Source organism: Sporolactobacillus sp. STSJ-5, from assembly GCF_024385605.1.
In the GTDB taxonomy this organism is placed as follows: Bacteria; Bacillota; Bacilli; order Bacillales; family Sporolactobacillaceae; genus Sporolactobacillus.
The window spans coordinates 266211-278908 of record NZ_JANFOJ010000001.1 but is presented as its reverse complement, the minus strand read 5'-3'; the positions used below and the strand labels follow the sequence as shown (position 1 = coordinate 278908).

The 12698-nt window shown below is 43.7% G+C and carries 13 protein-coding genes and 1 other annotated feature; of the genes, 9 read left to right on the top strand and 4 right to left on the bottom strand.

From position 1 onward, the window contains the following. The first annotated feature begins 32 nt into the window (after positions 1 to 32). The 9 genes from nrdR to rplT all read left to right on the top strand — a co-directional run bounded on the left by nrdR (position 33) and on the right by rplT (position 6768). Positions 33 to 512 carry a transcriptional regulator NrdR gene (gene nrdR / locus NOM01_RS01415; protein WP_255745750.1) on the top strand — a complete coding sequence of 160 codons (480 nt, stop codon included), beginning with the start codon at positions 33 to 35 and terminating at the stop codon, positions 510 to 512. Between the two features lie 71 nt (positions 513 to 583). After that, positions 584 to 1966, top strand: a complete 1383-nt coding sequence (locus tag NOM01_RS01410; protein WP_255745749.1) for a replication initiation and membrane attachment family protein — start codon at positions 584 to 586, stop codon at positions 1964 to 1966. 27 nt (positions 1967 to 1993) lie between these two features. Further along, positions 1994 to 2926 (top strand): primosomal protein DnaI, encoded by a 933-nt coding sequence (gene dnaI / locus NOM01_RS01405; protein WP_255745748.1) that lies wholly within the window; start codon positions 1994 to 1996, stop codon positions 2924 to 2926. A 143-nt stretch (positions 2927 to 3069) separates the two neighbouring features. After that, a complete protein-coding gene (locus NOM01_RS01400) occupies positions 3070 to 3897 on the top strand; it encodes a putative sporulation protein YtxC (protein ID WP_255745747.1) in 828 nt (275 codons plus the stop codon). A gap of 532 nt (positions 3898 to 4429) precedes the next feature. Next, a complete protein-coding gene (locus NOM01_RS01395) occupies positions 4430 to 4582 on the top strand; it encodes a YrzI family small protein (protein WP_255745746.1) in 153 nt (50 codons plus the stop codon). A 159-nt stretch (positions 4583 to 4741) separates the two neighbouring features. Next, positions 4742 to 5323 (top strand): DJ-1 family glyoxalase III, encoded by a 582-nt coding sequence (locus tag NOM01_RS01390; protein ID WP_255745745.1) that lies wholly within the window; start codon positions 4742 to 4744, stop codon positions 5321 to 5323. Positions 5324 to 5382: 59 nt separating this feature from the next. Continuing rightward, positions 5383 to 5501: a sequence feature (ribosomal protein L20 leader region), on the top strand. 56 nt (positions 5502 to 5557) lie between these two features. After that, positions 5558 to 6061 carry a translation initiation factor IF-3 gene (gene infC, locus NOM01_RS01385; RefSeq protein WP_255745744.1) on the top strand — a complete coding sequence of 168 codons (504 nt, stop codon included), beginning with the start codon at positions 5558 to 5560 and terminating at the stop codon, positions 6059 to 6061. A gap of 78 nt (positions 6062 to 6139) precedes the next feature. After that, a complete protein-coding gene (gene rpmI, locus NOM01_RS01380) occupies positions 6140 to 6334 on the top strand; it encodes a 50S ribosomal protein L35 (RefSeq protein ID WP_255745741.1) in 195 nt (64 codons plus the stop codon). Between the two features lie 77 nt (positions 6335 to 6411). Beyond that, positions 6412 to 6768: a 50S ribosomal protein L20 gene (rplT, locus tag NOM01_RS01375; protein ID WP_255745739.1), complete on the top strand. Its 357-nt coding sequence runs from the start codon at positions 6412 to 6414 to the stop codon at positions 6766 to 6768. Positions 6769 to 6932: 164 nt separating this feature from the next. Here rplT and NOM01_RS01370 read toward each other — a convergent pair whose 3' ends face one another. From NOM01_RS01370 to NOM01_RS01355, 4 genes are all read right to left on the bottom strand, one after another. Then, positions 6933 to 8816: an ABC transporter ATP-binding protein gene (locus NOM01_RS01370; protein ID WP_255745738.1), complete on the bottom strand. Its 1884-nt coding sequence runs from the start codon at positions 8814 to 8816 to the stop codon at positions 6933 to 6935. After that, positions 8813 to 10657 (bottom strand): ABC transporter ATP-binding protein, encoded by a 1845-nt coding sequence (locus NOM01_RS17180; RefSeq protein WP_255745736.1) that lies wholly within the window; start codon positions 10655 to 10657, stop codon positions 8813 to 8815. The genes NOM01_RS01370 and NOM01_RS17180 overlap by 4 nt, the downstream gene beginning before the upstream one ends. A gap of 236 nt (positions 10658 to 10893) precedes the next feature. After that, on the bottom strand, positions 10894 to 11622 hold the full coding sequence (locus NOM01_RS17175; protein ID WP_255745734.1) for a sensor histidine kinase: 729 nt from the start codon (positions 11620 to 11622) through the stop codon (positions 10894 to 10896). Beyond that, the gene (locus tag NOM01_RS01355) at positions 11619 to 12335 is read right to left on the bottom strand and encodes a LytR/AlgR family response regulator transcription factor (RefSeq protein WP_255745732.1); all 717 of its coding nucleotides are present in this window, start codon (positions 12333 to 12335) and stop codon (positions 11619 to 11621) included. The genes NOM01_RS17175 and NOM01_RS01355 overlap by 4 nt, the downstream gene beginning before the upstream one ends. Between the last annotated feature and the right edge of the window lie 363 nt (positions 12336 to 12698).

The window sequence follows — 12698 nt, the reverse complement described above, 5'->3', positions numbered from 1 at the left end:
TATCGAAAACAGCGAATGGAGTGAAAAGAAAAATGCGCTGTCCAAGCTGTAAACAAATGGCGACGAAAGTGCTTGACTCCCGTCCCGTTGACAATGGACGGGCGATACGCAGACGTAGAGAATGTGAGCTATGTCATCACCGTTTTACGACCTTTGAAAAGGTGGAGGAAACTCCTTTAGTGGTCGTAAAAAAGGGAGAAACGAGAGAAGCCTTCAGTCATGAAAAAATGCTGCGCGGACTTATAAAAGCCTGCGAAAAACGCCCGGTTCCCCTTGAACGGCTCGAACAGCTCGCAAATCATGTGGAAAAGAAGCTTCGCGATGATGGACGTTCGGAAGTGAACAGCCATGAGATCGGCGAACTTGTGATGAATGAATTAGCAAAAGTGGACGAGGTTGCTTATGTCCGGTTTGCTTCAGTGTATAGACAGTTTACGGATATTAATGTATTCGCCAAGAAGATCCAGGAATTGAAAGATCAATTAGAGAAAGAAAAGAAAAGCAAGAAGTAAGAGATTGAGGAAGGCCGACGAAGAACGGATCCTTGATTTCTGCGCAACAGACGCAGAATGGGGGAATGAACATGATGCAGTCATGGAAAGAAGTGCTGCCCGGAGATCATTATCATGTACTGACGAATGGACTGCTTCATCCTTTTGACCAGAGGATTATTACATGCCTTTACCAGCCTCTGATCGGCATCGATGCGGCGAGTATGTACTTTACATTTTGGCAGGAAATTGATGATACGGAGGAATTTTTGACGCATCATCATCTCATGGGATCGATGAACCTGCCATTGGATCGAATACTTAAAGCAAGAAAAAAATTAGAGGCCGTCGGGCTGCTGCAAACCTTGAAGAAAAAGGGAGCAACCCCCGGCCGATTTGCCTATTATCTTGAGCCGCCTCTGACACCGGATTTATTTTTTAAAGACGGTTTTTTAAATTTATTTTTATATCGTCAGGTTGGTCCGAGAGAGTATAAACGATTGAGCAGCCTTTTTGAAAGTAAATCGATCAGCACGGATGACTATGAAGATGTATCCGCTCATTTTGACGAAGTGTTTCAGTCATTGCCGTCTGCAGAAACAACAGATGAAAGGCTAAATACGGCCTCAAACGGATCTTGGGTCATGCGGTCGGAAACCCCTAAGGTCCGTTTCAGCAATCACTTTGATTTTAAGAAAATGCTGACGTATCTCTCTGATGCGATCCTTAGCGAAGATGCGCTGACTGATGAGGTGCGGCTCGCCATTGATAAGCTGGCGTTCGTCTATCAGACTGAGCCCTATGATATGAGCCGTGCGGTGCAGTCCGCAGCACTGCATACAGGCACGGTTGACATCTCCGCATTGCGAAAAGAAGTACGCGACTTTTATTTGCTTGAGCATGGCTCGGACGAGATGCCTGCTCTTTATGAGCGAACACAGCCACATGAAGAGCGGAAGATTGTGGACAGAGAGCCGCAGAACGCAGAGGAACAGCTGATTGCATGGTATGAACGGAACTCGCCCTATCAATTGCTTGAAGCGCTTGGACAGGGAAGCAAGCCGGCAGCACCCGATTTACGTTTAATTGAAAACCTGATGTTCGATACAAAACTGAATCCCGGAGTAATCAATGTATTAATTGACTACATTTCTCAGGTGAACGATCATAATCTTAATAAATCATTTGTAGAGAAGGTTGCTGCGCAATGGGCAAGGGCAAATGTGCGGACGGTGCCCGAGGCAATGGCTTACGCACGCGAAGAGCAAAGGAAACGAGAGCAACAGAAGAAAGGCAAGGCATCAGGGCAAGCGCAAAGTACACGACGGACAAGAAAATCATCTCAGAATGAGCATCATGAGGTCGTTCCAGAATGGATGAAGAATCCGAAACAACCTGAACAACAATCCAAGGATGACGACGAAGCTGTAAAACAGAGAGCAAAATGGCTTGAGGATTACTTAAATAATATATGAACATGTAGATAAGGGAGGAGCGTTTGGATGGAACCGATTCATTCTTTTTTCAAAGATTTAGCCGCTCAGCAGGCGATGCAAGAAAAATGGGATCAGCTTTCGGGTGCGCTTAAGAATAATCCGGCTATCCGTCAATTCGCTGAAAAAAATCCGGAGATCAGTTCGGCTGCGTGGACAAGAAGCTTGTCGCGACTTTATCAATTTGTCTCGGAACAGAAGCATTGTGCGCATTGTCCCGGACTGGACCAATGTCCAAATATGATGAAGGGATATCGGCCGCAATTAGTAAATGATAAGGGCACACCTTCGCTGACCTTCTCACCTTGTCCTCTGCTTCACGAACGCGAATCAAAAGAGCATCAGAGCGAATTAATTCGAAGCTATTACGTGCCTAAAGATATTTTAAGCGCCACATTTGCTACGCTTGACAAGGGAGAAGGCGGACGCCAAGAGGCTATTCTTGCAGCGGGCGAGTTCGTTAAGGACTATTTAGCTGATCCTGCCGAGACTAAGGGACTTTATCTATGCGGACAGTTCGGGATCGGGAAAACATATCTAATGGGTGCAATCATGAATCGATTGGCCGAACGGCGCCATATTGCTTCGCTTATTGTCTATGTTCCCGACTTTTTCAGAGAAATAAAAAGTGCGATACAAGATAATACGGTTGATGCTAAGCTTGACGTTCTGAAAAAAACTCCGGTTCTGATTCTTGATGATATCGGAGCTGAAACCATTACGCCATGGGTGCGCGATGAGGTGCTCGGCAGCATTCTTCAATACCGAATGATGGATCATTTGCCGACACTATACACGTCCAACTTTAATTATGATGAATTGGAAGACCATTTTTCTTATTCACAGAAAAGCGGCATTGAGAACGTCAAAGCGAAGCGGCTGATGGAACGGATTCGCCATTTTACGAAGCTTGTCAAAATGGAAGGCTCTAATCGTCGATAAAAATTATGTTCAGGGTTCAGAACATTTGCTTTGAAAAACAGCACTAAAATTTAGATATTAAAAATAATCTTTCAGTTGAAAGCATGAATGAGGACTTCCCCCCATATAGTCATAATATAAGTTGGGACGGGGAGGATGAACCATTGGAGATTGTTTTTGATACCCAGCAGGAGGCGGCAGATTTTTATCGCAGATTGCCTTCTTCCTTCAGACAAGTAACCGGTGTGCTGCTGATTAACAGCCGTTTAGCCGTTTTTCCGGAGAAAACGGTAGATTATAAAGAGTTTGCCCAGTTAATTACGCGTTATATTATCGAAGAACATGAAAAAGATTGGATCATGACCATTATTAAACGCTATTATTATTTCACCGAGCCGGAAGAACAGGTGGCTATTTTAAATATTGTTTCGGCTATTTTTGCCGGTGAGAAGAATGACTTGCCTCAGATGGATGCCCTTCAGGATCGGCGCGAAACGATTATGGAATCATTGGAAGGTATTCTGAAGGAACACAATTCTTTTTCCTTCGAATCCATTATTCGTTTTCGTTTGACTGCCTATAAAAAAGCATTGCGCCAATATGTCGAAATTGCGATTGATGAATATAAGCTGGAGCAAGAATATCAGGTTTTTATAGACAAGCTGAGACGCATTATCAGAGCATACAAACCGCTCTGTGAAAAAATTGAAGTTTATGATGAACATCCGTTTCGGTTGTTTGACGATCACCATCGACTGATTCGCAATGTACAATCGGTACGCTCTTTTTATCCGCTGTTGAAGCAATGGGGCATCGAGGCTGAGCCTTCCATCGTGCTATCCTTAATTGCGCTTGCACCGAAACAGGTGATTGTTTATACGGACCGACCGGAGCATGGGATGATGAAGACATTGCACCGTGTGTTCGAGGATCGTGTCTGTTTTGTTCACTCAACGCTGCATCTGAGCAGTGAAAATCGAGTGTCCCAATAATGAGAATGAGTATTGATTAAAGAATTAGTTTGCCTATTCTTCATTTTCAGGTTTACAATGAAACATTTACCATATATAATGAAAGAGCAAAAAACGAATTGAAAGGAGGTCATCAAGACATGATGACACTTGGAATGAACGTTGCCGTATCATCAATTGAATATACTGTCCGGGTGACCTTAACGAATTCCTTATTGCGCTAACAATGATGAGTATATGATTAGTATAAAATAAGAACGGATCCGCAGGTCTCGAATGACTGCGGTCTTTTTATGCTCTTTTTTGACCGTACCGGCATTGTCGTTACGGTCTTTTTTTTGCCTTTTGGGTGTAAAGCTCAGCGCTTAGCGCTCCGCTTTTATATAAACCATTCTTGCCCTCGGGCATGCGCAGCATGGCTCCGAGCGGTTAAACCAACAACTAAAATGAAAGGATGAAGACTATGTCAACAGCAACTGCACATTTAAGTATGCCGATTGAAGCAAAGGAATTTTTCAATGAAAGACCAATAAATAGGGAGGGAGGTCATACCATGATGAAATTCAATTTATTTGCATTGACCTTTACGATTACGGTCAGAAGACCAAGACCGTTGCGTGAACGCTATGAAGATCGTAGGCGTATTGACGCGCTGAGAAATAAGATGCTTGACAAACGTTTTGAATATGAACGATACATCCGATAATCAATCAAAAAAATAATGAGGAGGAGATTTAAATGATGATCAACATGACTTCAGCAGTTCGCGGACGTTTCGGAAAGGGTACACAATTCCTTTGACTGCGCTCTGCTTTGATTGGTCGAATTGATGTGGTACGATGAAAGAAAAAGGGAGCGCGTGTTGATGAAGAAATTTCTCGTATTGCTTGCAGAAGGATTTGAAGAGACGGAAGCAGTAACAGCGGTCGATGTACTTCGTCGAGGCGGAGTTAAGGTTGTTCTTTGTTCACTTGCCCCGACCTTGCTCGTTGAAGGTTCAAGAAATATTGTCGTCAAAGCAGATGTGAGCATTGATAGTGATGGTTTGCACAATTTTGATGGGATCTACCTTCCGGGTGGCGTTAAGGGTGCGACGACTTTGCGCGACGATGAACGTGCTCAGAAGCTGATTCGTTCCTACAAAAAGAATGGGAAACTCGTTGCTGCTATTTGCGCCGCTCCGATTGCTTTGGAACGTGCCGGAGTGCTGAAAGGCGAAACGGCAACAAGCAATCCGGACTTCAAGGACCATATTAAAGATGCGACATATAGCGAGGATCCTGTGGTTGTTTCGGGAAAAGTTATTACATCTCGAGCTGCAGGAACAACGCTGCCAATCGGTCTTGAAATACTGCGTCAGCTTGGATTGGAGAAAGAAGCAGAGAAAGTCAGCCATGACATGCTGTTCGATTTTCTAATGAAAAATTGTGAAAAAGTTCATTCTTAAAGCAAAGTAAAACTTGCAATAAGGATTCAGACATGATATAGTAATTGAGGAATTGACAATGAGTAAAGCAGAGGCGCCCGGCTTCTCACCTGTTCGACGCAGAAATGCTGTTGCCAGGTATGAATTAAGGAATAAATAGTCAATACGGGCGTTTTCACGCCCGTATTTTTGTTTGCTCACTTAGCCAGCGATTTGCTCAAATTTATTTGGAGGTGGCTCAATATTAGCAAAGATATGATTGTCAACGAAGGTATTCGTGCGCAGCAGGTTCGTCTGATTGGTCAGAACGGAGAACAGGTCGGCATTAAGTCGAAAGCAGAAGCACTAGCTATGGCTCACAATGTGAATCTTGACTTGGTGATGGTTGCTCCCGGCGCTAAGCCTCCGGTTTGCCGAATCATGGATTACGGCAAATTCCGGTTCGAACAACAGAAAAAAGAACGTGAAGCGCGAAAGAACCAGAAAGTCATCAGTTTGAAAGAAATTCGGCTTAGTCCGAGTATTGAAGAACATGACTTTAATACGAAAATGCGCAATGCCAAGAAATTTCTTGAAAAAGGCGATAAAGTAAAAGCTTCCGTACGATTCAGGGGTCGTGCAATCACGCACTCTAATCTTGGACGGCAGGTGCTGGAAAAACTCGCTGAGGAATGTGCAGATATCAGTGTTGTCGAGGCAAAGCCGAAAATGGAAGGACGCAGCATGTTTCTTGTGCTTGCGCCAAAAGCCGAGAAGTAATACAGCAATTTAACGGAACAGCTCTATTAGCGATTTCGGCTGCTATTAGATGCTGATCTTACTAGGAGGATTCTTTTTATGCCAAAAATGAAAACACACAAAGGTGCCGCAAAGCGTTTCAAGAAGACAGGTACCGGCAAGTTCAAACGGGAACACGGCTTCACGAGTCATATGTTCAGCCACAAGTCGAATAAGCAGAAACGCAACCTCGACAAGAGCACGATTGCAACATCAACTCTAGCTAAGAAGCTCAAGAAAATCATCAACAACTGATTCTAAACAATGTACTAAGATTTATTTTCTATGCCGTCACGGTACAGCCGGGCGGTTTATTCCAGGAGGTTTTTACAATGGCAAGAGTTAAAGGCGGATATGTGACTCGTCGCAGACGCAAAAGAGTACTTAAATTAGCAAAAGGTTATTTCGGCGCAAAACATAAATTATTCAAAGTTGCACAACAACAGGTCTTCAAATCCCTGTCTTATGCATACCGTGACCGCCGTCAAACGAAGCGTAACTTCCGCAGACTGTGGATTGCGCGTATCAACGCTGCGGCACGTATCAACGGCTTGTCTTACAGCAAGCTGATCAATGGCTTGAAGGTAGCAGGCATTGAAGTAAACCGCAAGATGCTGGCTGATCTCGCCATTCATGACGAAGCAGCATTTGCAACACTCGCAGAAAAAGCTAAAGCAGTCGCTAAATAAGAGCGATTGAATGAATAAACACCCCCGCATGCCTATTGGTGCATGCGGGGGTGTTGTTTGTTGTATAGGAAATAGGTACGAGAGATTGATCTAATCTGTTGAGCGATGAGAAAAAACCAGAATGCTCGATAAACTTATGAGAGCGTTCAATAATGGGAATAAGCTTACCCAAGTAATCTCGATTTCCGAGGATCTTCTCGGTAATACTGCGCCTGGGCATTCCACAGCTTATAATACTGACCGTTTATGTCTTGAATCAGTTGGTCATGGCTGCCGTTTTGGATCAGTTCGCCTTGATCGAAGACAAGAATATGATCGCAGAAGCGGCATGAAGAGAGCCGATGTGAGATATAGATCGCAGTTTTATCACTGGCAATTTCCTTGAATTTTGAATAGACTTCAAACTCAGCAACAGGGTCCAATGCTGCAGTTGGCTCATCAAGAATAACGAACGGGGCGTCTTTATAGAGTGCGCGAGCAATGGCAATTTTCTGAGCTTCTCCACCGGAAATCTCAACACCGTCAGCGTCTATTTTATAGAGTGGTGTATCCAGACCTTTGCTCATTTTACGGATTCGATCGCCAACGCCCGCCTTGTCAAGACATTCCATTGCGCGTTCTTTGTCGTAATGCACGTCTGCTGCAACGTTTTGCCCGGCGGAAAAAGCAAACAGTTTAAAGTCTTGGAAGACCACAGAGAAAAGCCGAAGATATTCGATGTAGTCGTATTTCTGAATGTTAATGCCGTTGAGCAGAATCTCGCCTTCCTGCGGATCATAGAGTCGGGTAAGCAGCTTGATAAAAGTTGTTTTTCCTGAACCGTTGCGACCAACCACAGCGAAATGCTCGCCTATTTTCAGTTTGAGTGACAGATTTTTCAAAGCGTAGGTTTCAGAGCCCGGATATTTAAAGGACACATTGCGGAATTCAATCTCATATTCATTATCATTGCGCTTCTCAACAGGTAGGCTGCCTTGGTACTTTGGGTTCGGCGTGTCGAGAAAATTGAAATAGAGCTCCACATAATCAATATCCTGCCAAATGTCGGTTGCTGAAGTGATCAATTCGGAGAACCCAGTGGTGAACTGGCTGATCGCGCCAACATATTGAACAACTGAACCAATGCTGATCAGTCCCACCAGAGCCTTCATACCGACGAAAAGATAGACAAAACCGCTGATCAGCGAAGAAATAGCAGCGCTGATTCCCCAAAAATGGCTTTGCCGTTTGGATACATCAGAACCAAAAGCTTTCATCCCTCGTCGGTTAAAATCATCATAGGCTTTTCCAATTAATTTTTGTTCCTGATAAATTCGAATATCTTTCCCCAATTGATGATCCTGCATCAGATTACCGTAAAAGCTAAACGCGCGATTGATTGCCATCATGCCATCCAATTTATGAAAAATCCATTTACTGAATTGCGAATTCGATAGAACAGAGTATATGGATGAGGTAAGAATAAGACCCAACAAAATAATAGAAAGCCATGGCGAATTAATAAAGGAGCTTGATTGCATCGAATGGGTTAGAAACAGTGGAAAGGCAAGTGTGATTGAAAAAACAACGGTACATAGATTAAAGATGAACTGTCCGGTTATTTCTGGAAGCTTCCAAATGCCTCTTCTGGCTAATGTTGAACCTTCATCAATTTTTTGTTTTTTTAAATGGAATTCTGGCTTCTCCACATTTTCGTAATCTGTTTTAAGAATCAGGTCAACCATCTCAAAATGACCATAATAGATAAGACGGAAATTACCCATATCCTTTATTCGTTCCATTGCCTTTTGCAGGAGGTAGACGATCATGTTTAATACAATTGCTGCTCCAGTTAGCCATGCAAGATGAATGACGGAACGCGCTCCAAACAATTCATCAATGATCCGGGCGGTTAAATAAATAGTGATGAATGGACCGAACGCTTTCAGCAGCGCGCCAAAAGCAACGGCCGGGAGCAGAGAAGGGACTTTGTTTTGAATAAATCCCATGCCGCGCCATAAATAGTGCCATTTCATTCTGAATTTTGATTGCTGAGTGTTGGTTTTCAAGGCAGCTCGCCTCCTACAGTTTCTTCATGAAGCTGATCTTGGTAATAATGGCTTTGGATTGCGAATAGTTCCGCATATTTTCCGTTTTGTTTTATCAGTTCGTCATGTGTGCCAGATTCGGCAATTTTTCCTTCGGAGAGGAAAATAATACGATTGCAAAAGCGTGTGCTGGACAGGCGGTGGGAGATAAACAGAGATGTTCGTCCTGTAGTTAACGCCCCATAACGCTCGTAAAGTTCATTTTCGGAGATTGGATCAAGCGCCGCGGTTGGTTCATCAAGAATCAGGATCGGCGATTCTTTATACAGAGCGCGTGCCAGCAGCATTTTTTGTAGTTCGCCGCCGGAGAACTGTACCGCATGTTCATGCACCTCTTTAACCATCATTGAGTCTAACCCTTGTTCGAGACTGTCAATTTTCTCCTTGAAGCCCGCAAGTTGCAAACAACGTTCCATTTTCTCCTCATCAACTGCTTCATCAAGCTTTGGCGCGATATTACGTGCAATCGAAACCGGTAGAATATGAATGTCCTGAAAAACAGCCGTAAACAGTTTGTAGTAATCATCACGATTAAAGCAAGTCATATCTTTTCCGTTGATCAAAATGTGGCCGGATGTCGGCCGGTAGAATCCGCACAGTAATTTGATGCAGGTTGTTTTTCCGGCGCCGTTCAAGCCAACAAGTGCAATTTTTTCTCCTGCATCGATATGAAGACTGACATCATCGAGAATTTTCCGATCGTTACCGGGATAGGAAAAGGATACATGGTCGAAGGTGATCGAACAGGGCCAGCTGTTTTTTGGCGGCAGAGGTAGCCCCTCATCACGATTGGATGTATCTTTCATATCCAGATAATTGCGGACATCACAGATTTCCAGACTCATATGCTGCACTTTTGCCAGTTGTTCAGTCAAACTGGTCAGCCATGTGGAAAAACCGGCGATCGTTCCAAAATAAAGAGTGAAATTAGCAACGGTCAAATGTCCATTCAGCACGAGATAAATGAGATAAGCGTAAGCAACACCATCGCGGCAAAGTGCCATTATGCCGACGGCACCATCTGAAAAATAATGGCGCAGCGCAATTCGCTTGAGCCAAATTGTTCGATCATGCATCAGCGTATTAAATCGTTCGCCGAACCAAGAGGTCATATGATAAAGTCGCAAATCTTTTCCGGTTGAATAGTCGTCGCATTCCCGAATCAGATAGTCCAGTTTGTTTTCAATCGGTGTCCAATCGTCTTTATGTACATGTTCATAGACTTGTGCGTGGCGAGAAAATAGGAATCCAACGGCCGCGGTGATAAGAAGAAAAGCAATAACCAGCGGATTCAGGGCGGCAAGTACGCCGCCATAAAGGAGCATTCCGAAAATATTGGCGGCAAAGCTAACTAATGCCATGATGATCGCTTCTGTTCCCTTGCAATTATCATTAGTTGCCTGATGCGCTTTTTCCAGCTTATTCTGACCTTCAGGACTTTCAAGGTTGCTGTAATCCGTATCCATCATCTTCCACTGCATAAGCACAATGTAGTTGATTCGATTATTGGTGACATTCCATTGAAGCCAAGCGTCAAGAGAACGTCCGACAACATTACAGATCATGATGGCAAGTGTCATGAAAGCGATCACTGTGGCAAAATGCAAAGGGCTTACTTTTTCGGTCAAACTGTCAATCACGAGCTTTGGCATCAAGATACCGAGAAAAGGCAGAAGTACCAGAAAAGGAACGCGCGCAACCGAAGCGAAAAACAGCTTTTTATTCCAACGCCACATATTTTTCAAAACGAAGCCGACATTTTGTATTGTCGAATAACTCGGGTTTTGCTCTGTTTTTTTCACAACACATCAACTCCTTCATGGCTATAAACTAGCACAGAAATCGTTTCAAAAATAAAATCGTGCACGAATGGCACGAAATGAGACACGAATGGTTAAAAACTATTGCATGAAACGAACACATTAGATCTTACTGCGATCCCTCCCTAGTTATAGGGGAGCACAACTTAGTTCCATCTGCTTCCTCTCCCTTGTTACAAAGGAAGCACAACATAGTTCCATCTGCGACCCCTCCATAGCTAAAGGGGGAGCATGATCTCTGTGGCAAACACACCGGGCTCGTTTTGGCGATTTAGGTAGCCGTCATATTTTTTAACTAAAGTGTCGATGCGCATCAGACCGAATCCATGGCCGTCGCCTTTAGTGGTTAGGTAGCGCCCAATGCTTATTTTCTTAAGCATTTCCGGGGCCGAGTTTGTAACGGAAAGGTAGAGCTGCTTTTTAAACACACCGATATAGATGCGGATAAACGGTTGATCTTCGTTGTGCAGCTCTCGACAACCTTCAAGCGCGTTATCGAGCAAATTGCCGATGATGATGCACAGATCGACTTCGTTTACAGAGAGCTTTTCCGGAACTTGGGCTTTAGCATTTACTTTAATATTACTGCTTGCAATCAGTGAAAGCTTGCTGTTCAGAATCGCGTCTAGCTTAATGTTGCCGGTCTTAATCACTGTATCAACAGTTTCTAGATCATTGTCCAGCATGTCTAAATAGGATTTGAGTTCATCCATTTGATCAAGAGCAAGATGGGCTTTCATCGTTTGGATGTGGCTGTGGTAGTCATGGCGCCAGCCGCGCATTTTGTGGTAGATATTCTGGACTTCATCATAGTGTTTGGCAAGCAGATCTTTCTGGTAGGTATCAAGCTGGCGTTCGCCTGCGCGCAGGGTTTGGCGGTGTGTGATGATTGCAGTTAGAACGATCAGAACAAGAGTAATCAGTCCGTAAATGAGATAATCGGTCACTGCTCGGTACCTCCTCTGAAAAAGCGGATAAACGCCTGGTTCACTGCTTGATAACGGCGTCTGCTAACCGGAATTTTCTTGCCGGTGTCCAAGGTAAGGCCTGTTTTGCGAAGCTGACTGATGTATTTTAATCCAACAAGATAGGAGCGATGCGGACGCACAAAGAGATGGGGATCAAGCTGTCGTTCGAACTGATCGATGCTCACTTTGACTTGATAGTGCTGCTCCGCCGTCGTCACGTCAATCGTATGAGCAAAAGCCTCAAGACAAAGGATGTCTTCTTGATTCACTCGGATCATCTCTCCGTTTTGTTCAATCAGCAGCGTTTTTTTCTGCTTAGTGACTTTTTTTGAAGCGCGATCGAGAACAGTAAAGAGTCTTTCCTCTTTCACTGGCTTGATCAGATAGTGCAATGCGGAGACTTCATAGCCTTCATCCATATAATCAGAGAAGCCGGTAATGAAGATAATCGCCAGCAGTTCATCACGCTCGCGAATTTTCCTGGCGAGTTCCATTCCATTTAAAACGGGCATTTGAATGTCCAGAAGCAGCGCGTCATAGCTCTGATCGGTACTCCAAGAGAAGAGAAATCCCTGTGCGTTTTCAAAGAGTTCGAGCATAAGAATCTTGTTGTTCTTTCTCGCCCATTCTTTTACGAGAGTTGCCAAGTATTCTCTTTGCGTTTTGTCATCATCACAGATTGCGATTTTCATTTTTTTCGACTCCGGAATCATCAATTAACTTGATTATACAGTACTATATTTTAATCAGCCAAGAGGCGTGGGAAGCAAATGAGATCCGCCTTGAGATGGAGTAGTCAGATTAACGCTTGACTGCCTAAAATGAAGGCTTTACCTTGAGCGTTTCCAATCAGTTGAAGGCAGGTTTAAAAAACAATGTAATAAACTTGGAAATTCTATTGTGCTCATTCTTGTTTCCCCAATATAATTAATTTATGTTGCAATAATTCATAAAGCAAAGATCTTACAGTTTACGTCAAAGGATGAAGCACAAGATCAATAAGAAATTACCAACACCTTGATTGGAGTGTTGATTTTGATTTTAAAAATTATCGG